Below are 24,009 nucleotides of genomic sequence, written 5' to 3'. Positions count from 1 at the left end.
AGCGCGCGTTGTCATGACTTTGAAGTAAGCCTTCCCGGCTGCGGGAGGCTTATTTTTTCGTTTGCGCTGATTTGAGCTCGGCCAGCTCGAGATTTTCCTGCACGCGGAATTTCACGATACGGCGGATCAGCTCATACGGAATCGGCTGCCCGAGCGGGAATTGAATCGTGCCTTTGGAGACTTTGTAGTGCGGCGCCAATTCTTCCATGAATGCCTCCATCCCCTTGCCCGTCGGATAAAAGCCAATGTGCTTCTTGAACGCCGCGAAGTACACGAGCGCGCCGTGCAGCGCGTAGCCGGGCATGCCATAGCTGATCTTTTCCGCAGCCTGCGGCGCTTCTTCCTTCACGACGGCACGAATCTGATTCAAAATCTCCTGCACCTCCGGCGTCTGGCCCGCAATGTAAGCCTCGACCGTTTCATAAGCGGCTTTCGTTGAATCCACGGCAAACTCCTCCTTTGCGTAACGCATGTACCCAAATCGTACTCGATTCCAGCTGAAATAGAAAGAGCTTGGGCAGCGTAGACAAGCTTCTTTATTTTTGTGTTGACCATATACTGTTTATGTAATATACTAATTTCAACAAATACAGTTTATACAATAAACAGTAACGAAGGAGAGGATTTCAAATGAATAAAACCGCTAACGCGGCTCCATTGGCCGGCCGCAAAGAATGGATCGCCCTTTGCATCTTGTGTCTCCCGCTGATGGTCGTCTCGATGGATGTCTCTGTCTTGTTTTTCGCCGCACCGGCCATTGCTACAGATTTGCTGCCAACCGCCACTGAACAATTGTGGATCTTCGACATTTACGGCTTCATCCTCGCCGGCCTGCTGCTAACGATGGGCGCCGTCGGCGACCGTATCGGACGCCGCAGACTGCTTATGATCGGTTCCGTCGGATTCGCCCTGAGTTCCTTGTTCGCGGCTTACGCCCATTCGGCCGGAACGCTGATTCTCGCCCGCGGCATTCTCGGGGTTGCCGGCTCCACCCTCATGCCGTCGACGATTGCGCTCGTTCGCACGATGTTCCAAAATCCGGCGCAGCGGACGAAAGCCTTATCGATCTGGAGCGCCGTCATGGCCAGCGGTGTCACCGTCGGGCCGATTATCGGCGGTCTGCTGCTTGACCATTTCTCTTGGGGCTCCGTGTTCCTCATTAATATCCCGGCGATGGCGCTGCTGCTGGTGATTGCACCGTTTCTCCTGCCCGAATCCCGCAGCGCCGAACGGAGCCCGGTCGATGTATACAGCTCGATCCTTGCTCTCGCCGCAATTCTTCCGGTTACTTATGGCGTCAAGACACTCGCTGAGCATGGCTGGGCGCTGACTCCCGCCACACTGCTCGCAGCCGGTCTACTCATCGGCATCGTCTTCGTACGCCGCCAGCTAACGATCCAAAATCCGCTGCTCGATATTCGTGCGCTGCTGGAGCGGCGTACCGGCGGCTCGATTCTCGTCAACTTTATCGCAACGTTCGCGTTGATGGCGAGCGCCCTCATGAATACGCAATTTCTCCAGTCCGTGCTCGGTTATTCGCCGTTTGTCGCGTCCCTCTGGAGCGTGCTCCCTTCGATTGCCGTCGGGGCAGCGGCGCCGCTCGCGGCTAAGCTGTCGCAAACCCAGGGACGGCCGCGCATCATGGCCGGAGGCTTCCTCTTGGCGGCGATTGGATTCGGCATACTGACCCAAGTTCGTCTGGAAGGCTTCTCGCCGCTTGTCGGAATCCTCGTCGGAGCCGGATTGGTCGCAGCGGGCATCGTCTCCGTCATGACCCTCGTCACCGATTATGTCGTGGGTGTCGCCCCGGCCGATCGCGCAGGTGCCGTCGGAGGCCTGATCGAGACGTCCAGCGAACTCGGCGGCGCATTCGGTATCGCCCTGCTTGGCTGCGTTCTTGCTGCCGTCTACCGCCATGCCGTCTCGCCTCACCTGCCTTCGACGCTCGCGCCGGAAACGGCTCTCTCGGCTGGGCAAACCATTGCCGGCGCTTCGGCCGCCGCCAGCCATTTGCCTGCGGAGGCCGCATCACAGGTGATGGACGCTTCCCGCGAGGCGTTCATGACCGCGATGCACGTCACCTGCCTCGTCTCCGCCGTCATCCTCTTACTAGCTACGGCGGTCACGCTCGTGCTGCTCCGCGACAAAAAAGCCGTCGTTGACGTCGCGGCATAAAGATAAACGGCTTCGCCGTCCTTTCGAGGACGATAGCGTTTACTGATGACATGGAGCTGCTTCGAGGATATACTTTCTGACATGTTAAAAAAAAGCCTGGCGAATTTAGATCGCCAGGCTTTTTTTGTGCGTTCAGTACCGGTCACGCCCGCTTCAAATAATGTTCAACACCGTCCAAAATCCGCTCCAGACCGAAGTCCAGATCGCTCCCAACGGTGTTCTCTTCCTCATTCTCACCGGTGTAGGCGCCGGACATGATGAGCGGGTGCAGATTCGGGAATTGCTCCGGTTGAACTAGAACGCGAAGCGCCGCCGAATAATTGATTCCGCTGAATTCCTGCTCGCTCGAGCCCTCCTGAATCGCGCTGTCGATGTCTCTCTGAAGCATCCCGCAGGAACGGGCATAGCCGCTCAGCAGAAGAACGATGGACATCTTCTCAAAGTCGTTCAGCGGCATGTCCCGCAAAGGCCGAAGCGCCCAGTCCACGATGCGCAAATTATTAGGCGCGATGGGAATCCCGAAGATCGGGATGTCCGCATACCACGGATGCTTGCGAAAAACATCGATCGTCCCCATCACATACTCGCGCAAGCCCTCCCGCCACTCATGCGGAGGTCTCTCCGGCGGCATCACAATGTCGCAGGCCGCGTCCTGCATGAGCATGAGCAGGTCGTTTTTACTCGGAATGTAGCGGTAGAGCGACATGGCGGTGAAGCCGAGCTCTGACGCTACTCGATTCATCGAAACCGCCGCGATGCCATCCGCATCGGCGATGTCCATCGCTTTTTTCACGATGAGATCAATGCTCATCTCTCGCTTGGGCCCGCGCTGCGGCGACTTCACGAAGCCCCAGCTTAGCGCCGCTCCCGCCGGCAGCATCTCCGCCGCCTCTTCCCGCGTTATGTCTTGATCGCTCATTCGAGTTACCCCCTGGTCGTCTGAATCTGCCTTACACAAAATGTATACATCATAAACAGTATATCATAATTGAGCAAGATACGAAAAGGATAAGGAGGCGCACAAAAACCCCTCTCATACAGCCAAACTCCGTTATTGGAGCCTGCTGTTGGGAGGGGTTTGGGTTTGGACAGCCGTTAGTCGATGATGCTGCGTACTGGTCGGGGTGCGAAATCTCACTAACGCCTACCCCTTCACCGCCCCCGCTGTCATGCCCTTCATAATCTGTTCCTGGAACAGCAGGAACACGATGATCGTCGGGAGCACGGCGATGGCCAGTGCGGCCATGGTTAGCTCGTAGTCAGTCATGTAGCCGGTGGCGAAGGACGACAGGCTGAGGGGCACGGTTTTGAGCGACGGCTTGCTGATGAAGACGAGCGCGAAGGCGAAGTCGTTCCAGAACCGCAGGAAGCCGAGAATGGCGACGGTGGACAGCGCCGGAACGCTGAGCGGCATCATCATGCGGAAGAAGATGCCCCAATAGCCGGTGCCGTCGATCAGGGCGGCTTCCTCGATTTCTTTTGGAATGGAGATGAGGTACGCCGCCACCACAAAGATCGCTAACGGCAGCTCAAACGCCGTATACGGAAGAACCAACGCGCCATAGGAGTTGAGCAAGCCTATTTTTTTCATCATAATAAAGAGCGGCACGAGGGTGCTGTGAATCGGAATGAGCATCCCGAGCAGAAACAAGCCCATCATGAACCCCTTCAGCTTGAATTCGAACCGAGCCAGCACAAAGGCCGCCAACGCACCGAGCACAAGGGTCAACACGAGCGAAAGGACCGTGACGACCGTTGAGTTCCACAGCGAAAGCCCCATCCCCGACACTTTCCAAGCCCGGACGAGATTGTCCCACTTCCATACCGTAGGCAGCAGAAACGGCCTCGAGTAAAATTCTTCATTAGATTTAACAGCACTAATAAATAACCAGATTAACGGATAGACGGTGACCAGCGCATACAGCGACAGTCCTGCATTAACAACGCCGCGCCCCCACCTTTTGCGTTTTGAAGCTCCTGCGGGCATACCCGCCGATATCGCTACGGCCTGCGCCATGCCGATCCCTCCCTGACAAGTTTATCGATAATCCCGCTTCATTACATACTGGCTGCCGACAATCAGGATCAGGCTCAAAATAATGATCGCCGTCGAGATCGCGCTGCCGAAGCCAAAGCGGTATACATTGAATGTGGAGTTATACATATAGGAAGCGAGCAATTCGGTCGAATGCGCCGGGCCGCCGCCGGTCATGATATAAATCAGGTCGAACGCTTTGAGGCTGCCCGAGATACAGAGCACGACCGCCACCTTCACCGTATCCCAGATCATCGGCAAGGTGACAGCGAACAGCTTGCGCGCCGATCCCACCCCGTCGAGCTGCGCGGCGTCTTCGATTTCAGGCGAAATATTTTGCAACGCCGCGATGAACATAATCATATACGGACCAATATAATTCCAGATGATCGGCACCATGAGGGCGAACATCGATACTTTCGGATCGGAGAGCCAAGCTTTTTTCCAGCTATCAAGTCCAACGCCATCCAGCAAAAAATTCAAAATCCCGATCTGCGGATGATAAATATACCCCCAAATAATCCCGACAACGACGGATGACAGCACCATCGGCATAAAGACGGACGCGCGGATCACGCGTTGAAACAGTGTGCTGCGGGTCAGCAGCAGCGCCAGTACCAGGGCGATCGGCACTTGCCCGAAGACCGAGGCGGCAACGATGTACATGTTGTTTTTAAAAGCTTTCCAGAAAATCGGGTCCTTCACGACCTCCAGATAGTTGTCGAAGCCGATGAACTTGGCCGCGCCTATCCCTTTCCAATCAAAAAAACCATAATACGCCGACCAAAAAATCGGCACGATGACGAAAATCAAGTAAACGACCAAGGCGGGCAGGAGCCCTAGGGTAATGAATCCTCTCAACCGTGCGGATACGCTCATGACGCTCCTCCCTCTCATGCTTGTTGGAAAAAAGTCCCCAGCCCTGCCGGAGCTGAAGCTGGAGACTTGGTACAACCGATGCTACTCTCGATGCTATTGGCCGGAAGCCTTCACATGCGCATCTTGAATCCTCTTCGCGATGTCTTCCGGCTTGCCGCCCATGAGCAGCTCTTGCAGGCCGTTGTTCACCACATCCGCAGTCGCAGAGGTCAATTTGCCGTCGTAAACCGGCGTCATTTTCACACTGCTCATCAGCTTATACACTTCCGCAAAGATCGAGGTCACCTTGGACGTATCCAAGTTCACATTGTAAGAAACAAGCTGATTGCTTTCCAAAATCGCTTTCTGCGCTTCCGGACCGGACAGCGCGTAGATCAGTTCATATGCCGCCTGCTTCTTCGCGCCCGTCACGTTCTTGCTCATGCCAAGCCCTGTGCCCACGACGCCGGACAGTGTGTTCGGATCGCCCTTGCCGTTCGGCACGGAAGGCAGCACCGTCACCGCCATATTCGCCAGCGCTTCCTTGGAAGCGGAAGCCGCGAGGTTCGTCAGCGCCCAGCCGCCGTCGATCATCATGGCTGCTTTGCCCTGAGCGAACATTTGTTCCATTTGCGTATTGTCGATGGCATTGAAGCCGTCCTGGAAAGCGCCGGCTTTGCCGAGCTGCTGCAGGTACGTCAGGGCTTGGACGAATTCCGGGTCCGTGAATTTGGCGCCTTTTTGATCCACCGCGTTCAGGAACCACTGCGTGCCCGTCACCCGATCGGCCAAAGAGGAGATAATCGAGGACTGCGCCACCCACGCCGCTTTATTGCCGAGCGCGATCGGCGTAACGTTCGCCTTTTTGAACGTATCCACCAGCTTCATGAGATCGTCCCATGTCTTTGGCGGCTGTACGCCGTTCTTTGCAAAAATTTCTTTATTATAGTAGAGGATCGAGGTTGGCGATAAGGCCATTGGAGCGCTGTATGTTTTGCCGTCTAGGGTGAAATCGTCAAAGGAACCTGGCATGAAGCCCTTCTTCCAATCCGGCTTGCTGTCCAGCAGCTCGTTGATCGGTTGAATCAGGTCGCCCCCGACAAATTCCTTCGTCATGACGCCAGGCCACATCACAAACAAATCCGGCATTTCGTTCGCCGCAGCGACGGTTTTGAGACGCGGACGGTAGCCGTCCGGTGGAATCGCTTGAATGTCCAGCTCGACGTTCGGATGATCTTTCTTAAACTTTTCCATATAGTCGCGCATCGTTTTCGCCCGAAGATCTTCGCCGGTGTAGTTGTGCCAGATCGAGAGCTTGACTTTCTCCGCTGGTTTGCTGGCGTCCGTTTTCGGCGCTTCGCTCTGTACAGTCCCTTCGGTTGTCCCGTTCGATCCACAGCCTGCCAACAGTGACAGCGATAAAGCCGCCGCCATCGTTACGATCCATGATTTTTTCATAAATTCGACCTCCTCGTAAGTTGCCTGCCCGATTCCCCTGTAAGGTTCCTTGCTGCTTGCTACATGTTCAGTATAGGGGACATCCGCCCGAGGGGGTACGGGAGAGACTTCGGCGCGAAGGGGGTCATTTCTCAGTCTTTCCGCATTTGCCGGAATTCCGACGGGGTTTGTCCGGTGTGCTTTTTGAACTGCTGGGTAAAATATTTGATGTCCTCATAGCCCACGCTCTTGGCCACGTCCGCTACCTTCGTCTGCGTTTCGGACACGATCTCGATGGCCCGGTTCATGCGCTCCCGCGTGACAAATTCGAGGTAGGTGCAGCCTGTTTCCCTTTTGAACACCTCGCTAAAATGGTTCGGATTCACGTGCACGTACCCCGCCACCTGCTGGAGGGAAATCGGGAGATGCAGATTCTCCCGAATGTACGCAATCGCTTTATGAATATACGCGTACCGCCCCTGCTCAACCCCTTGATGGAACCGCGTCATCACCGCGGACAGCGCCTTAAATACATCTTCCTCCGGCTTGCCGTCGCCCTCGAACGTCGGCAGGGGCGGCGGCGTCAGGTCGCTTTGGGTGCTGCTCGCCCGCTCCAGCCAGCGGTAGCCGCTGATGACCATCGATTGCAGGTAGCCCTGCACCGACAGCGGCGTCGCCGACGCATCTTCGAGCTGCGCGCGCACCTTCTGGTTCACCCAGTGCCGCAGCTCCGTGGCATTGTCGCTCATGAGAATGGCGGCGAGCTCCTTCTCTTCCTTCTCCGTGCACACCGTGCGGCTGCCGCTGCGCGCGGCGATGTCCTCCGGCGTGTAAAGGCCCTGCTGGGGCAGCAGGCCTTGAAACGCAAACACCTCCTGCGCGGCCTTGTACGAGTCGCGTAATTCTTCCTCGCTGTGCGCGGGCGTGCCGAGCGCTGCAAATGCGGAGCATTTCAGCGTCTCCGTCACGCGCTTCAGCGCCTTGGTCAGCCCGGCCTGGTCGGTCAGGCCGGGTTGAATGCGAAGGACGAGCAGGACGTAGTCCTTCGTCTGAAGCGTGATGCACGGCAGCAGCTCGTGCAGGATGTTCTCGCCCGCGCCGATCAGCAGGTCGGCGATCGGCGGGTCGCCCCAGCCGCTGAGGGCGACGAGCAGGACCTGCTTCGGCGCAGCGAAGCTGGGTGCAGCGGGCGACGGCGGCGTGACGGCGGCGCTTGCCGACGGCGCGTGGGCGGATGGCGTGCCGATGGAAGCAGCGCGACCGGTCGGCGGGGCTGCGGGCGAGTTTACGGCCGCGGCGGACTCTACGCCGTTGCGGACGAGCCAGGCGTACAGCTGCGCCCTCGCCGTCTCGTCGTCCTGCAAGCCACGCTCCAGCACCCGTTCGAGGAGCTGCCGACGCAGCGCAGCCTGCTGCAAGTGATCCTGTTTTACCGTGGCCCATTTGTCCAGGATATTCATCTTCGCCTTAAGCGCAGCTTTCATAATCTCCTCCGGACGGCTCGTCTTGAGGAGATAGTCCGTCACGCCGCCGCGCAGCGCTTGCTGCGCGTAGCTGAAATCGTCATAGCCCGTCAGGATAACGACCTCCGTATCGGGCAGCAGCTTTTTAATCTCCGCCGCCAGCTGAATCCCGTCCATGCCCGGCATCCGAATGTCGGTCAGCACGATATGCGGCTTCTCCGCCAGGATGCGCTCCAACGCTTCTTCCGCCGACTCGGCGGCTGGCAGCAGTTCGAGCCCCAGTTCCTTCCAATCTATTACCGTGCACAATCCTCTGCGGATAATTACTTCATCGTCTACAATAAGCAGTCTCATGTCGTTTGTTCGCCCCTTTCGTAAGGAATCGTGAACGCAATACGCGTACCTGCGCCTTGTGTGCTGTCGACCGTGAGGCCGGACTGCTGTCCATAATGCAGCAGCAAGCGCCGATGGACGTTGACGAGACCGTAGCTGGTTACGGTGCGCACCGCTTCCCGGTCAGCCGCGTTCCGCAGGCCCAGCTCTTGGCTTGCCGCCGTCAGTACAGCCTGAATCTCGCGCAGCTTGAGCTCGTCCATGCCGATGCCGGTGTCCTCGACGACGAACTTCATTTCCGACTCGCGCAGTTCGCCGTGGACATAGATGTGGCCTTTTGCTTTTTTCTTCTGGATGCCATGGATCATGCTGTTCTCAATCAAAGGTTGAAGCAGCAACTTAAGCATCGGTAATTGAAGCAGCTCCGGATCGAAGAAAAACTCGATCTCGAACTGGTCGGGAAAGCGAATCGCCTGGATGTAGGCGTAGTTCTGCGCATGGGCGACCTCCTGCTGCACGAGGCAGAACTCCTCTCCTTTGTTAAGGGAGAAGCGCAGGAAGTCACTGAGTGCGCCAACCATTTCAGCAATCTGCCGGTCCTGGTTCATGAGCGCGATCCAGTGAATCGAGGACAGCGTGTTGTAAAGGAAATGCGGATTAATCTGCGCCTGCAGCGCCAAAATATCCGCCTCCTTCTTCATCGCTTCATTCAGCTGCACCTGCTCCTTGAGCCGGCCGATCCGCTCGCTCAGCTTGTTGTAGCTATGCACGAGCAGCCCGATTTCGTCGGTGCTCTTGACCTCTATGGTCGGCGTCGCCTCGTCGGGGTTCAGGTCTTTAAGCGACTTCGTCAGCTTCATTAGCGGGTTCGTGACCCAGCGCAGGAAGTACAGGACAAGCCCCATCGCAATAAGCAGCGCGATCACGACGGTCACCGCCGTTACGTTGAGGACGAAGCGGTTCTGTTTCTGGTAAATCTCGGTCGGAATTAAGCCGACCAGCTTCCACCCAATACCCGGCAGGGTATTGTACAGCACGGTGTACGGGGTCAAGCCCTGCAGGACGTTGGACACGCCGCTGGCGCTTGAAAACGGATTCATACCGGGAAACACGTCGGCGATGTCCCGCATCTGCCAGCTCGGATCGCCGCCCGCGATGATCTGATTTTCGCTGTCCAACATGACGACAAAGCCGCTCGTCTCCCAGCCTGCGGTGGTCAAATAGCTCGCTAGTTCTTTTTGATCCAGAGAGAACGACAGCGTGCCCAGCGTCTTGAATGTGCTGAAATCGCGGATCGGCCGCACGAGTGAGATCACCTTTTTCGGACCGTCTGTCGTTTGAATCTCATACAGCGGAGACCACCATTTGGGCGCGGATTGGATCGCCTTGTCGTACTGCTGAATGAGCGGAGTCAGACCGGATTTCGTAATCGTCGTTGTGCTCAACATCGGGTTGTTATTGCGAGGGGCGATCGTGATATTGGCGATATATTTTTTGGAGGAGGACAGGTTCCATAAGGTGCCCACGATCAGCGAATAGCTGTTGACGTCACCTTCCTCACTGCTGAGGTAGTTCTGAATATCCTTCTGCCCGATCAGAAACATCGACATATTCTCCACGTCTTGAATGACGAAGTTCAGCTTGTCGGAAATCTGTCTGAGTGTCGTCAAGCCGGCACTTTTGGCTTTATCCTCGGTTACGGACGTCGCGATGCCGTAGGATACGAAGCCGAGCGAAACAAGCGGCAGGATGACGGCGAATAAAATAAGCAGCGAGAGCTTGCGGTTAAGCGATTTGGTGAACCAGCGCCTCATGTTCTTTGCCTCCGTATGCGGTGTGATGATCTTGGTATCATACTATCACGATTGGAGATGGAAAATCATACTTTTTTTCAGCACACCAAACTTTTTGTTTGATTTTTTAAAACTTTGTGTTAGTATGGGCTCAATATCATCACGATGCTCAACAAAGGAGGAGACCCGCTCTTGGAATCGATTCGGGATGAATTTGAGTTTTTGACAGGGCTTGTGCACGGCCTTGCCGCACAGTTCGGCGAGAACTGCGAAGTTGTTCTCCACGACTTGACCGGCTCATACGAGAGCACGATTGTCGCCATCGCCAACGGCCACATTACCGGGCGCAAAGTCGGCGATCCCGGCACGAATCTCGGCCTGGAGCTGCTGAGGGGCAACCACGACAACGACAACGGCAACCGATTCAATTATTTGACCCAGACGAAGGAAGGCCGCATCCTGCGCTCCTCCTCGATGTACATGAAAAACAAAGCCGGCGCGATCATTGGCTCGCTCTGTATCAATTTTGACATCACCGAGCTCATGGTGGCGGAGAAAACGCTGCAAAGCCTCATCTCCCCCGGCGGCGCCGAGCAGACGGAAGTCAAGGAATCGTTCGTGACGAGTGTCAGCGATTTGCTCGACGCATTGATTCAGGAGGCGCAGGAGATGATCGGCAAGCCGGTCGCCATGATGACCAAGGAAGATAAAATCCGCATGATTCAGCTGCTCGACGCCAAAGGCGCGTTCCTGATCAAAAAAGGCGGCGAAAAAATATGCACATATCTTAATATTTCCAAATATACCCTGTACAGTCATCTGGAAGAAGGCAAAAGCCTCGCGAAAGAGAGTGATCCTTCATGAGCATTCGGTATCCGTTAGAAACCCCTTGCGTGCTGATCGACACGGAGGTCATGCAGCGCAACATCACGGCGATGGCGGCTGTGGCAGCGAAGCACGGCGTCAAACTGCGCCCCCATGCCAAAACACATAAGCTGCCTTCGGTGGCTTTGCGGCAAGTCGCGGCTGGCGCCGTCGGCGTAACGGTCGCCAAGGTGTCCGAAGCCGAGGTCATGGCAGCCGGCGGTGTAAGCAGCATTTTTATCGCGTATCCGCTCGTGACGCCGGGCAAAATCGAGCGCGCCGCCCGGCTCAGCCAGCAGATCGAGCTGATCGTCGGCGTGGACAGCCTGGCGGGGGCGCAGCTGCTGGAGGAGACAGCTGCGCGGCTGGGCGCGACGCTGCAGGTGCGGCTCGAGATCGACACCGGGCTGCGGCGCACCGGGGTCGGGTTTGAGTCGGCGCTCGGGATCGCCGACGGGATTGCGCGGCTGCCGCACCTGCGGCTGACCGGCATTTATACGTTCCGCGGCGCGGTGCTCTCCGGCAAGCCGACGCTCGATCTCGAAGCCGCGGGCTTCGAGGAAGGCACGGTGATGGCGCTGCTTGCCAAGCGCCTGCGGGCGCACGGCCACGCCATCGCGGACGTGAGCGTCGGCTCGACGCCGACGGCGGCGTACGCCGCGGCGGTGGACGGCGTGACGGAGATTCGCCCCGGCACGTACGTGTACCAAGACCGCATGCAGGCCAAGTTTGGCGTATGCGGTCTGGACGACTGCGCCGGGAGCGTGCTCGTCACGGTGGTGAGCCGCCCGGCGGCGGATCTCGCGATCGTCGACGGCGGCAGCAAGACGTTCGCGACCGACGTGCAGCCGGGCACGCAGCCCTTGCAGCTCGCGGGCTTCGGCCACGTCGTGGGCCTGCCGGACGCGGTGCTCGCCCGCATGAACGAGGAGCACGGCATGCTGGAGCTGGGGCCTGATGCGCAGGCAGCGGACCTGAAGGTCGGCGACCAGCTGCGCATTATTCCGAACCACATTTGTTCCACGGTGAATTTGCATAATGGGGTCGTGATGGTGCAGGGAGATAAGTTTGAGCGCGTACCTGTGTCAGCAAGGGGAATGCTGGAGTAATTGGTTTCCCGCACGCAGCTGTTTGGTGGCGACTGGTGGTGGCTAGGGTGGGTTGAGTAGCTTGGGTGACTTAGGCTCTCTCCCCTTCATAAAAGTCAGAATAATCCGACAACAATATGACTGGTTGCGCGAAACTAAGCTTGAAACCTGCAAATACGCAGGAATTTTTCGATTTCCCTTTGATTCCGGGCCAAAGCCTGCGAATCTGCAGGAATTATCATTCGAAAAGGCCTGGTTTCAGCAAATCCGAGGAAAAAACCTGCACTTTCGCAGGTTTCCCCCTCTATACGATCAATCGGGTGGCTTCGGGGAGTTACTATTCAGGAGGGTGATACTCAATGTTGGATCTGCTGCTCAAAAACGGCCGCATCGTCGACGGCACCGGGAATCCCTGGTTCGCCGGCGACGTCGGCATTAAGAATAACCAAATTGTCGCCGTAGGTCATCTGCATGACGAAGCGGCAAAGACCATCGATGTCGGGCGTCAAGTGATCGCGCCGGGCTTTATCGACGGGCACTGCCACTCCGATCTGATGATTTTCGACCATCCGCATAGCGAGATCAAAATGCGCCAAGGCGTCACCGCCGAGGTCGTCGGCAACTGCGGCCTCGCCCCTGCCCCGTTCGTGCCGGCGCAGGCCGAACTGCTGCAAAGCTACGTGCAGCCGGTACTCGGCCGCACGAATTGGCCGTGGCCGTGGGAATCGGTCGGGGACTATATGGAAGCGCTGTCCGCTTCCCGCCCGTCCGAGCATATGGCCACGTACGTCGCGCACGGCGCGCTGCGCATCGCCGTGATGGGCTTCGCAAACCGGGCGGCGACGCCGGTAGAGCGCGCCCGCATGAAAGAACTGCTCGCCGAGGGCATGAAAGCCGGCGCGATCGGGCTCTCCATCGGGCTGCTCTACGCGCCCGGCAGCTACACCACGAAGCAGGAAATTGCCGAGCTCTGCTCGGTGCTCCCTCCTTATCACGGCCTCCTCTCCACGCACATCCGTGGAGAAGGCAACAACCTGCTGCCTTCGGTCGCAGAGGTGATCTGGATCGCCGAAAAAGCCGGCGTCTCCCTCCACATCTCCCACCTCAAAGCGGCCGGCAAGCGCAACTGGGGGCAAATCGAAGACGCGCTGAGCCTCATTGAAGATGCGCGCGCCAAGGGCATGGATGTCACCTGTGACGTCTATCCATATAACGCAGGCTCCACGACGCTGACGACCATCCTTCCCCCATGGGTGCTGGAAGGCGGCATCGCCGCTGCGCTTGAAGTCATGCGCGATCCGGCTTTACGCGCCCGCATCCGCAAAGAACTCGGCGAGGAACAAACGGAGTGGGACAATCTCGTCTGCTCCACCGGCTGGCAAAGCGTAATCGTCTCGGCCACGCACACGGAGGCGAACCGTCATCTCGAAGGTATGCACCTTGCCGAGATCAGCGAACTGCGCGGTCAGCATCCGGCAGACTGCATGATGGATCTGCTGCTGGAGGAGGAGGGCCGCATCTCCATCGTTTATTTTCATATGTCGCATGACGATGTGAATCAGGTTGTCGCCTACGACAAATCGCTGATCGCTTCAGACAGTCTGACGTGCGATACCGGCAAGCCGCATCCTCGTCTCTATGGCACATTCCCGCGCGTGTTCGCGACGTATGTGCGGGAGCAGCGCATTTTGACACTGGAGCAAGCCGTCCGCAAAGTCAGCTCCTTCCCTGTACAGCGCTTCAAGCTGGGCAAACGTGGACTGCTGGTGCCAGGGTACATCGCGGACATCGCCGTTTTTGACCCGGATACGATTCAAGATCACGCTACTTTTGAAAATCCGAGACAGTATCCGAGCGGCATCTCACATGTCGTAGTGAACGGCTCGTTGACGTTGGAAAACGGCTCGCACACTCACGCACGTGAAGGCTCCCTCATTCGGGCGCAGCATTGCTGTCATCACCATTAGCCAATTGCCTCGGCGGCGGCGGTATAGGAAGCGGTGACAGCGGCGGTCCCAGCAAACGTTGGTGCACGGCAGCGGTCCGATCCCGCTTTTGCCCATTATCCCGTTGACTCAGGGGCAGCACTCATTCACTCTCTTAACACCATTAACTATTCGGAGGTCATCTTCATGTCACTAATCGAACAACGTCTACAAGAACTCGGTATCACGCTTCCCCCGTCACCGGAACCGCGCTTCACGTACATTCCTTGTAATCAGACCGGCAATCTAATCTACTTGTCCGGCCAAGATTGCCGCATCAACGGCGAGCTCATGTATGAAGGCAAACTCGGCCTCGAAGTGACCATCGAGCAAGGGCAAGCCGCTGCGCGCCAAACGATCATCAACTGCCTTGCTGTGATGAAAGGCTACCTCGGCGACCTCGACCGTGTCGTCAAAATCGTCAAGCTGCTCGGCTTTGTCAACAGCGCACCAGGTTTCGGCGATCAACCGTACGTCATGAACGGAGCTTCCGATTTGCTCGTCTCCGTTTTCGGCGAGAACGGTAAACATGCCCGCTCCGCCATCGGTACCAGCGACCTTCCCTTCCACACGCCGGTGGAGATCGAGCTGATCGTAGAGATTCGGGAGTAGCGGAAAAGTAGTGCCATGTATTGACTTTTGTGCGCTAAGGTGTGTTACAATATAAGTACATGTGGGGCAATTGTTTCTTTGCTTCTTGGCTTGGACATAATAAAAAGACCGCAGTGTGCGCTAACACCTGCGGCCTTTCAGACAACGAAGCTGTGGACACCCACGGCGCGCATAGTTAGACTAAGCGAAAACCACCGATCAGGGTCTGCAGCCTAATGACGGTGGTTTTTTCGCTTGTTATACTTCCTTTTTATCCATTTGAATAGCTTTCTGGAACTAAACCATAGGCTTAGCAACGTCGCAATCCATTTCAGGACATCAAGTAGCGTCACAAGTGTGACCAGGGCAATCACCTCCTCCTTTGGAGGGCTGCGCCGTGGTCAAATCTTCCACCGTTTCGTCATCACTCAAAAATTATAGCATATTTTGGTATATTTTGTCTTCAAGTATATCCTGTATCCCCGAAAATTGGCACGGAGGCTGAGCCGAAATAACATCGCCCAATCCGCCTCCTGCAAAAACTACAACAAATTCCCGATAAAGCACCCATTCGAAGGCAACAACCTGCAGAAACTACAGTAAATTATCCGCATTCTCGCCCATTTCCCGCCTTTCAGCGGGAGTGGGCCATTTTTTGATGTAGGAAATGCAGGTTCTTCCTCAAAATTTGCGCTCTTCCCCGATATTTGATGTAGGAAATACAGCAATACTGCCCGGCTGAACTAAAGGAGGGAGCTGCCCCTCCACATTACACACGCCATAGCCACACTCCACACCAACTCCCAAAACCGTTATCTACTCCTACACCCCTTGCCCTTCCGCATCACGCTAACTCTAACGACACTCCCCGCGCTCCACCTACACCCGAAACTGCCCGATCCGCTCCTGCAGCTCGGCGGCCATCGCGTTCAGCACCGCGGCGGCGGAGACGATCTCCTCCATGCTCGCGTGCTGGCCTTCCATGCTCGCCGCCACCTGCTGCGCCCCGGCGGCGGTTTCCCCGGCGATGTCGTCGATCGCCCGGATCACCCCAACCGCCGCGCCTGTGCGCGCGGCGATGCTCGCAGCACTCGCCGACACCTCGGCGATCTGCTGCGCAACCCCGTCCATCGCCCCGCGAATGCGGGCGAAGGTGGCGCCAGCGGCGCTGACCACGGTCAGTCCCGTGTCCACTTCACGGCTCCCCGCCTCCGTGGCGAGCCGCACTTCTTCCGTTTCGCCCAGGATGTGCGAAACGAGCTCCGCCACCTCGCCCGCCGCCGCGCTCGTCTGCAGCGACAGCTTGCGCACCTCGTCGGCGACGACGGCGAAGCCTTTGCCGGCGGCGCCGGCCCGCGCCGCCTCGATCGAGGCATTCAGCGCGAGCATGTTCGTACGCCGCGAGATCGCGGCGATCATCGCATTCGCGCTGGAGATGGACTCCACGCGCAGGCCGAGGCGCTCAACAGACACAAACAATGCCTGCATGGTGCGGTGGATGGCCTCCATTTGCGACACGGCGCGCTCCACAGAAGCCGTGCCATCACCAGACTCCAACTGCGCCCCAGCCGCTACCTCCTTGGCCGATAAGGCAACCGCCGTGATCTGATCCACCGCGGCCGCCATCTCTTCCATCATCGCAACACCTTCCTGCACGCTGCGCACCTGATCCCCCGTACCTGCGGAGATAAGCTGCACCGTCGCAGTGACGCGCTCCGACATTTCGCTGACGCCGCCGGCATTGGCGCTCAATTCCTCCGAGGCGGCAGCAACCTGGTCGCTGCTGAGGCCTGCCGTTCGAATCAAGCTGTGCAGATTGCCCTTCATCGCATTAAACGCGGCTGCCAGCTGACGCAGTTCGTCGCGGCTGCTCACCTTCACATCGGGAATCGTCAGATCCCCATCCGCCATCGCCTGCGCCGCGCGCACCAACCGCTTCAACGGTCCCACGATCCCCCGCGCAAGCAGCAAGCCGATCACGGCAGCAAGCACCAACGCCGCTGCACTCACGCCAATGAGCGTCCGCATCGTAGCCGCAACAATCTCGTGATTATGCACCGTAGCCGCAGTCTGCTCAACAGCCGAAATCTCTTCAATGCGGCCCGCAGCTTCCTTTAGCGTTTCCGTCGTCGGAATTGCCCACTGCATCGCTTCCGCTTTTGCGAGCCCCACATCGCCTTTGCTCGCATAGTCGACGACTTTCTGGACGAGCCGGGCGAACGTCTGATTCGCATCCATCATCGCGGTGATGGCCGACTGCTCTTCCTCTTGCCCGGCCGCCTTACCCATCTGCGCGATCGCAGCTGTTAACGCCGCGTTCGTTTCCATCAGCAGCTGCTGCTTGTCCTTCGTCGGATCCAACACGTAACCGAACAATAAGCTCGTCTGCAGCAAATTTTTCTCCTTAATGTCGGCTACCTGCTGAGAAGCGCTCCGCTCTCGTTGCAAAAGCTCTGTATAGGTGCTGTCCACCTTCTGCAAGTACGTGTACGCTAAACCCGACGTCATGGCCACAAGCAGCGCCACAAGTACGAAAGCTCCCGCTAACTTCAAGCGCAGAGACACGATCCGCCCGGGCTGTCTCTTATTTTCCGCCATTTCCTTTTTCCCCTCTCCTTCATTTCGCCAAAAAAGAAAACGTTTACAACCAATCCGCAAGAAAAAGCCGCCGAGCACGTCGACAGCCTTTTCCCTTCGAACCTTACTTGGATTGCATGCAGTTTCTCGTCTTACTTGGAATTCATATATTTCCGCATATCGAAGGCCACCGCGGCAACGATAATAACGCCTTTGATAATCAACTGCCAGTAAGGGCTAATACCGATAAACGTCAAACCGTAGTTGATAACGCTGAAAATGAGTACCCCAGCCAGTACGCCAGGCACAGTACCGATCCCACCGGATGTCGACACCCCGCCGACAACGCACGCCGCGATCGCGTCAAGCTCGTACATGTTCCCGTAGTTGTTCGTTGCGCCGCCCGTTCTTGCGGCTTCCAGTACGCCTGCCAGACCGTAAAGCGCACCGGCAATCGCATAGATGTAAATCAGATATTTATTGACGTTAATCCCGGATACGATCGCCGCGTGAATGTTGCCGCCAATCGCGTACATGTATTTCCCGAGCTTCGTTTTATTGAACACAATCCACACGATAATCGCAACAATCAGCGCGAAAATGACGATATAAGGAACGGAATACGTCGCGCCGGAACCGATAGCCCCTGTTCCCAGCTTGGAGAAATCAGGACGCAAACCGCCGATCGGCTGGGATTGGTTCGGTTTCATATCAAAGTACAAGGAGTTTGCTCCGTACACGGCAACCATTGTACCGAGTGTGGCGATGAATGGCGGCACTTTGAGCTTCGCCACGACAAGACCGTTAATTAACCCGATTAACAAACCTACCACAATCGCGATCAGGATAGGTACAATCATCCACAAATGCGGCAGGTCCGGGAAAAATCTGCGGCCATATTCCTGCGTTTGCAGCATGGACGCCGAGATAACCGCGGTCAGACCGACAATCCGGCCGGCCGAAAGGTCCGTACCGCCTGTGATCAGAATAAACGCGGCGCCAAGCGCGATGATGACACGCGTTGAAGACTGCAGCAAGATGTCGCGCAGAATGCTTACGGACAAAAAGCGAGGATCATATATCGCGATCCCGACGACCAGCACCACTAACACGATGTAAATCGCATATTTGGTGATGAACCCGCTCACGTTATTGGATTTTACTGTTTCTGCTTTCGTACTCATGGTTGATAGTCCCCTCCATTATGCCATATGCTGTGCAGCAAGGCGCATAATCTCTTCTTCTGTTGCTTGTTTTCCATCGACAATACCGGTGAGACGTCCTTCGCACATGACCATGATTCGGTCTGACATCCCAAGCAGCTCGGGCATTTCAGAAGAGATCATGATAATACTTTTCCCCTGCTTCGCCAGATCGGCAATGATGGAGTATATCTCGAATTTGGCGCCGACATCGATGCCCCGGGTTGGTTCATCGAGCAGCAGCACGTCCGGATCAGTAAGCAGCCATCTCGCTAACAGCACCTTTTGTTGGTTGCCGCCGGAAAGGTTTTTGATCAGCTCGTACATATGAGGCGTTTTGGTGCGCAGCTTCTCAATGCTTTCTTTCACTTCTTTTTTCCGCTTCGCTTCCTGGATGAAACCGAACTTCATATAGCGATCCAGATTGGCGATCACCGTATTCTCCAGAATGTTCAGCACCGGGAAAATCCCCGTGACGCGGCGCTCTTCCGTGAGCAGCGCGATTTTATGCTTAATCGCATCGAGTGACGACTTGATGCGCACCGGCTTGCCATGAATCGATATGGATCCTGCGGATATGCCGCGAAGCCCGAAAATCGCTTCGACCAGCTCTGTCCGCTGAGCGCCGACCAGACCTCCGACGCCGAGAATCTCCCCTTTTCTCAGCTCAAAAGACACATTCTTAAAAGATTTCGGCACAACCGATGTCAGATCTTCCACCTTCATCAGTACGCCGTCAGGCACGTTGGTGCGCTCAGGGAAACGCTCCTTCAGGTCGCGTCCCACCATTTTCGAAATGATCATATCGGTTGTTAGCTCCGCCGATGCCCACGTACCGATTTTCTTTCCGTCGCGCATGATCGTCACTTCATCCGAAATTTCCAGAATCTCTTCCATTTTATGTGAAATATAGATGATCGAAACGCCGCGGCTTCGCAGATCGCGAATGATCCGGAACAGTTGCTCAACCTCATTGCCCGTCAGGGAAGACGTTGGCTCATCCATAACAATAACTTTCGAATTGAAGGAAACGGCTTTAGCAATTTCAATGGATTGTACTTTGGATACGGACAGATCGCCCACAAGGCTATCGGAATCGATGTCCATTTGCAGCTGCTTGAACAACGCTTCCGTGTCCAGGCGCATTTTTTTATGATCAATGAATTTCAGCGGCCCGACGCCTTTCATCGGAAACCGGCCCAGCCAAATGTTCTCCATCACGTTGCGATGAGGAACCGGGTGCAGCTCTTGATGAATCATGGAAATGCCGTTTGCTAGCGCATCGTTTGAATTCGCAATCGTTACCGTCTGCCCGTTCAGTTGGATCTCGCCGCCATCCGGCTTATAGATCCCGAACAAGCATTTCATCAGCGTCGATTTCCCTGCGCCGTTCTCGCCCATCAGCGCATGCACGCTGCCTGGCCGTACTTTGAGGGTGACGCCATCCAGCGCTTTGACGCCGGGGAATTCTTTGGAGATTTCATTCATTTCCAGTAAATACTCATGTACAGTCATGGTAACTCCCCCTACAGCTCACGATTCCCCACGAAGCCATATTTTTAAAAAAGGAGGCAAAAGCGCGAGCGTTACGCACACATCGCCTCTCTTGCCTGCCTGCTTTCTCTTACTTCGCTTCGTTCATGTTCTCTTTGGTGATTTTTTTGTAGGAAATCCAGACGTATTTCCCGTCAGTTACATCGTAACCTGTTGTTTCTTTGCTTGGTACAAGGCCGTTAGCAAGCGCTGTTGCTACGTTAGTCGTTGCTGCACCTTGGTTTTTCGCATCGTTCAGTACCGTTCCGAGCAGTGTGCCGTCGCTAAGTGCTTGCAGCGCTGGAGCTGTTGCGTCTACACCAACAACCGGCATAAATTTATTGTCTTTGAAGTAGCCTTTCGCTTTCAAAGCTTCGATCGCGCCAAGCGCCATGTCGTCGTTGTTCGCGAGAACCGCTTCGATTTTGCTTTCGGAGGAAGCCAGGAATGCTGCCATTTTCTCTTGGCCTTTTACGCGATCCCACATTGCTGTATCTTCAGCGACTTTTTCTACACCCAGACCTGCATCAGTGATTGCTTGAATGGAGAATTTCGTACGCAGCTCGGCGTCTTGGTGACCAGGCTCGCCTTTGAGCATCACGTATTGGATTTTGCCGTCTTTGTTTTTGTCCGCTTCTGGATGCGCTTTGAAATAGTCAACCAGCAGCTGACCTTCCATCGTACCGGATTGCTCCGCTTTCGCACCTACGTAGTAGACTTTATCCCATTTCTTCATATCGTCAGCCAAAGGCTCGCGGTTCAAGAAGACAACCGGGATGTTCGCTGTTTTCGCTTTGTCGATGATGACGCCTGCCGCTGTACGGTCAACCGCGTTGATCGCCAGTGCGTTCACTTTTTTCGTGATGAACAGGTCGACTTTATCGTTTTGCGTAGGTTGGGAGTTTTGGCTGTCTACGATATCAACCGTCGCTTTGTCTTTCGCTGCATCCGAGATCGCCGCGCGAACGCCGGACATGAACGTATCGTCAAATTTATAGATCGCTACACCGATCGTTGGCTTTTTGCCGCCTGCTGCAGGAGCTGTCGTTGCCGCTGCGCCCGCGGAAGCCGCCGGGGAAGTTGAAGGTGTTGTTTCTGTTTTATTTCCGCAAGCGGTTACGCTCGCAACCAAGGCGCCTGCTACGGCAAGTGTAAGAAGTTTTTTCAAAACGAAGACCCTCCCTAAAAGGTTTGTGTTTGATTACATTACTTAATATACTGCTTCAAACCTTTGAACGAAATGCAATATCCTCATCAGTTCTATCGAAATTCTCATACGTTTCCAGCAGAATTTCATTATTTGATAAAAGGAAAGAGCAGTTTCTGATTGTCAGACCAAAACATATTGGTAAGGTCGATCGCTTTAATCTCCGTCTTGGTACGCTCCGGCAGCTTATGGCCGTTCGACGCTTCCGCCGCCTGCTTCACGCCCAAATAGCCGATGGAGAACGGGTTTTGGACAATCGCCGCCTGAATGACACCTTCCTGCATTAGCGCCAATTCCTCGGGCGTGCTGTTAAACGTAATGATTTTGACCTTCTCCTGCAGATTGCGGCTTTGAATGGCGCTCGCCGCGCCTAGTGAGGCGTTCTCCGTTAGCGCCACGATCCCGCTGAGCCCCGGATGATTCTTGAGCACCTCTTCGGTCAACTGGACGGCCAGCTCCCGATTCGTGGAACCATACACCTTCTCCAACACCTGAATGTCCCGGTAATGCGCCAATTTATCGAGCAGTCCCTGCTCCCGCAGCTCCGTATTCCGATCGCCCTGCCGGTTGCTCACAATGGCGATCTGCCCTGTCGTGCCGATCCACTTGATCAACTGCGCGGCGGCTTGCTGCCCCGCTTCATAATGATCGGCGCCGATGAACGACCGCACCTGCGGCGTATCCACCTCGCTGTCGATCGCCACAACCGGGATATGCTGCTTCGCCGCCTCATCGACGGCCGGAGAAAGCGCCTTGTAATCGTTCGCGGCGAGCAGAATCGCGTCCGGCTTGCTGGCGACGGACTGCTCCAGCAGCGCCACTTGCCCCTTCACGTCCGCCTCGTCGGCGGGTGCGCGAAAGTCCAGCGTTACGTCGAACTCCTTGGCGGCGACTTCCGCCCCCATTTTTACCGTTCGCCAGTACTCACTTTCCTGCGTGCGCAGCACCACTTCCACATGCTTCAAATGCTCCGTCGGCAGACTCTCCACCTGTCTCGTACAGGAGGACACCGTCACGAGGAATAACAGCGCAAGCAATAACGCGGATCTTATTTTCATGGCTGCTCCTCCTGATCTTCGTACTCGAGAGCCGGAATGCGGATGGTGACCGTTGTCCCTTCCTCCAGCTCGCTTGCGATGGACACGCCGTATCCCCTGCCGTAGATGAGCTGAATCCGCTCATGCACGTTGCGCAGGCCGACGCCGGAGCCGTCCTTGCTTTTGACTTGTCCCGTCAGCAGGCTCTTCAGCGTATCTTCCGACATGCCGACGCCGTTGTCGCGCACCTGCATCACAATCGTCTCCCCTTCCTGGGCGACCGCGACGACAATATGGCCCGTATCCGCCATGTACTCGATCCCGTGGTAGAGGGCATTCTCCACAAAAGGCTGCAGAATCAGCTTCGGCGTCCGATACGTCAGCAGCGATTCGGGAACGTCGATCTCGTAGTTGAACTTGTCTTTATACCGCATCTTCTGGATGATTAAATAGTTGCGGATATGCTCAATTTCTTCGCCGATCGTGATTACCGTCTTCCCTTTGCTCAAGGAAATACGGAAAAACTTCGATAACGACGTAATCGTCGTCACCACCTCTTCCTTCCGGTCGCTGCCAACCATGCGCACAACGGAATTGAGCGTGTTGTATAGGAAGTGCGGATTGATCTGCGATTGCAGCACCTCCAGCTCGTTCTTCCGCTTCGTCTCCTGCTCCCGGATACTCTGATCCATCAGCTCCCGCACCCGCGATACCATCAAATTGAACCGCCGCGACAACTGCTCCACCTCATCAGCGCCGCGCACGTGAATATATGTGTCGAAATGCCCCTTTTCCACCATCTCCATCGACTTGCGCAGCCGCTTGATCGGCTGGGAGATACGGGCCGAAATCAAGGCCGAAATTACCAAAATAAAAATAAGAACGATAGCGAGCAGCCAAATCATAAACGCAGAGACTTCCTTCGTCGTCGTGACCATCTCATCGAGATAGGATACCCCCACGATTTTCCAACCGATATTGTTCACCGTACGCACGACGTTCAGCCGCGACTCGCCGCCGCTGTTATCGAGGTACTGCCCATACGAGAACTTGAGCGCCTGTTCCACATTTTCATACTTAAGCCCGGTGTAAATGAGCTGCTGCTGCGGGTGGTAGACGATATTCCCGGCCGATTCATCGATAATATAGACGTACCCCTTCTTCCCGAGCGCAACCGTGCGAAACACGTCATCCAGCGTTTTGAAGTTAATATCCACCAGAATGACCCCATTCTCCCACTTTCCGTCCCGCTCGATCGACACGCTTTTGCTCATGGATACGACCCAATTGTACGGGTTGTCCTTGAACAGGTTCTGAATATGCGGAAGCGAAAACGTCAAATGGTTCGGATTGTCCAGTGCTGATTTATACCAAGACTGCTCCTGAAGGCGCGTATTCTTGCGCATCTCGGTCGTCGGTACGCCCGCCACCAAGGTTCCGTCGCTTGCAAACAAATGAATGGACACGATGTCCTCCCGCGTTCCGGCAATCGTCGCAAGCTGATCCAGCAGATTCGCCGTGGGAATCCCCCGGCTTTTGCCGATTTTGGCATCGACGACTTCAAAAGTTTCCGACATGCCCTTGATATACTGCTCCAGGCTAAACTGCACCTGTTCGACAATCTGCTGCGTATTCAGAAAAGCGCTTTCCTGCGCCGTCCGCGAAAACTTGTTATAAAGCACCAAAGAGACGATCAACATGACCGTCACGGTAATCACGATGAACCACACCGTAATCGCGAATTGAATACTCCTGACGCGAAGCGTATCCTTCATCGTATTGTAAGCTGTCCGCAGCAGCCTGCGGCTTTCTTTTCTCATTCGCTGCCCTC

18 protein-coding genes are annotated in these 24,009 nt (G+C 55.9%); 5 read left to right on the top strand and 13 right to left on the bottom strand.

The window, feature by feature from the left end; translation table 11 throughout:
• Positions 1–49 precede the first annotated feature (49 nt).
• Entirely contained in the window at positions 50–445 is a 396-nt protein-coding gene (locus ABE504_RS32170) for an iron chaperone (protein WP_430096714.1), read from the bottom strand.
• 185 nt (positions 446–630) lie between these two features.
• Here ABE504_RS32170 and ABE504_RS32165 point away from each other — a divergent pair, with 185 nt between their 5' ends.
• Entirely contained in the window at positions 631–2,175 is a 1,545-nt protein-coding gene (locus ABE504_RS32165) for an MFS transporter (RefSeq protein ID WP_430096712.1), read from the top strand.
• Between the two features lie 142 nt (positions 2,176–2,317).
• Here the strand turns inward: ABE504_RS32165 and ABE504_RS32160 are convergent, their stop codons facing one another.
• From ABE504_RS32160 to ABE504_RS32135, 6 genes are all read right to left on the bottom strand, one after another.
• Complete coding sequence (locus tag ABE504_RS32160; RefSeq protein ID WP_430096710.1) at positions 2,318–3,094, bottom strand: TetR/AcrR family transcriptional regulator; 777 nt, start codon at positions 3,092–3,094, stop codon at positions 2,318–2,320.
• Between the two features lie 225 nt (positions 3,095–3,319).
• Positions 3,320–4,162: a carbohydrate ABC transporter permease gene (locus ABE504_RS32155; RefSeq protein WP_430096746.1), complete on the bottom strand. Its 843-nt coding sequence runs from the start codon at positions 4,160–4,162 to the stop codon at positions 3,320–3,322.
• Positions 4,163–4,213: 51 nt separating this feature from the next.
• Positions 4,214–5,089 (bottom strand): carbohydrate ABC transporter permease, encoded by an 876-nt coding sequence (locus ABE504_RS32150; RefSeq protein ID WP_430096708.1) that lies wholly within the window; start codon positions 5,087–5,089, stop codon positions 4,214–4,216.
• 93 nt (positions 5,090–5,182) lie between these two features.
• Positions 5,183–6,526, bottom strand: coding sequence for an extracellular solute-binding protein (locus tag ABE504_RS32145; protein ID WP_430096706.1), 1,344 nt, complete (start codon positions 6,524–6,526; stop codon positions 5,183–5,185).
• 131 nt (positions 6,527–6,657) lie between these two features.
• Positions 6,658–8,322: a response regulator transcription factor gene (locus tag ABE504_RS32140; RefSeq protein WP_430096704.1), complete on the bottom strand. Its 1,665-nt coding sequence runs from the start codon at positions 8,320–8,322 to the stop codon at positions 6,658–6,660.
• Positions 8,319–10,115 carry a cache domain-containing sensor histidine kinase gene (locus ABE504_RS32135; RefSeq protein ID WP_430096702.1) on the bottom strand — a complete coding sequence of 599 codons (1,797 nt, stop codon included), beginning with the start codon at positions 10,113–10,115 and terminating at the stop codon, positions 8,319–8,321. The genes ABE504_RS32140 and ABE504_RS32135 overlap by 4 nt, the downstream gene beginning before the upstream one ends.
• A 171-nt stretch (positions 10,116–10,286) precedes the next feature.
• Here ABE504_RS32135 and ABE504_RS32130 point away from each other — a divergent pair, with 171 nt between their 5' ends.
• The 4 genes from ABE504_RS32130 (at position 10,287) to ABE504_RS32115 (ending at position 14,643) form a co-directional block, all read left to right on the top strand.
• Complete coding sequence (locus ABE504_RS32130) at positions 10,287–10,958, top strand: helix-turn-helix transcriptional regulator (RefSeq protein ID WP_430096700.1); 672 nt, start codon at positions 10,287–10,289, stop codon at positions 10,956–10,958.
• Positions 10,955–12,067, top strand: a complete 1,113-nt coding sequence (locus tag ABE504_RS32125; protein WP_430096699.1) for an alanine racemase — start codon at positions 10,955–10,957, stop codon at positions 12,065–12,067. The genes ABE504_RS32130 and ABE504_RS32125 overlap by 4 nt, the downstream gene beginning before the upstream one ends.
• A 338-nt stretch (positions 12,068–12,405) precedes the next feature.
• Complete coding sequence (locus tag ABE504_RS32120) at positions 12,406–14,013, top strand: N-acyl-D-amino-acid deacylase family protein (RefSeq protein ID WP_430096697.1); 1,608 nt, start codon at positions 12,406–12,408, stop codon at positions 14,011–14,013.
• Between the two features lie 165 nt (positions 14,014–14,178).
• Complete coding sequence (locus tag ABE504_RS32115; RefSeq protein WP_430096695.1) at positions 14,179–14,643, top strand: RidA family protein; 465 nt, start codon at positions 14,179–14,181, stop codon at positions 14,641–14,643.
• An 858-nt stretch (positions 14,644–15,501) separates the two neighbouring features.
• Here ABE504_RS32115 and ABE504_RS32110 read toward each other — a convergent pair.
• The 6 genes from ABE504_RS32110 to ABE504_RS32085 all read right to left on the bottom strand — a co-directional run bounded on the left by ABE504_RS32110 (position 15,502) and on the right by ABE504_RS32085 (position 23,998).
• A complete protein-coding gene (locus ABE504_RS32110; RefSeq protein WP_430096693.1) occupies positions 15,502–17,220 on the bottom strand; it encodes a methyl-accepting chemotaxis protein in 1,719 nt (572 codons plus the stop codon).
• Between the two features lie 131 nt (positions 17,221–17,351).
• The gene (gene mglC / locus ABE504_RS32105) at positions 17,352–18,383 is read right to left on the bottom strand and encodes a galactose/methyl galactoside ABC transporter permease MglC (protein WP_430096691.1); all 1,032 of its coding nucleotides are present in this window, start codon (positions 18,381–18,383) and stop codon (positions 17,352–17,354) included.
• 18 nt (positions 18,384–18,401) lie between these two features.
• Positions 18,402–19,916, bottom strand: coding sequence for a sugar ABC transporter ATP-binding protein (locus ABE504_RS32100; protein WP_430096690.1), 1,515 nt, complete (start codon positions 19,914–19,916; stop codon positions 18,402–18,404).
• Positions 19,917–20,025: 109 nt separating this feature from the next.
• Positions 20,026–21,102 carry a galactose ABC transporter substrate-binding protein gene (locus ABE504_RS32095; protein WP_430096689.1) on the bottom strand — a complete coding sequence of 359 codons (1,077 nt, stop codon included), beginning with the start codon at positions 21,100–21,102 and terminating at the stop codon, positions 20,026–20,028.
• A 128-nt stretch (positions 21,103–21,230) separates the two neighbouring features.
• Entirely contained in the window at positions 21,231–22,199 is a 969-nt protein-coding gene (locus ABE504_RS32090) for a substrate-binding domain-containing protein (RefSeq protein ID WP_430096687.1), read from the bottom strand.
• Complete coding sequence (locus tag ABE504_RS32085) at positions 22,196–23,998, bottom strand: sensor histidine kinase (protein ID WP_430096685.1); 1,803 nt, start codon at positions 23,996–23,998, stop codon at positions 22,196–22,198. Before ABE504_RS32085 ends, ABE504_RS32090 begins: the two co-directional genes overlap by 4 nt.
• Positions 23,999–24,009: the final 11 nt, after the last annotated feature.

The sequence above is a fragment of the Paenibacillus oryzisoli genome (assembly GCF_050467285.1).
Lineage (GTDB): Bacteria > Bacillota > Bacilli > Paenibacillales > NBRC-103111 > Paenibacillus_E > Paenibacillus_E oryzisoli_A.
Note: the sequence above shows the minus strand (reverse complement) of the source record. Positions and strands in the feature narration are given on the sequence as shown.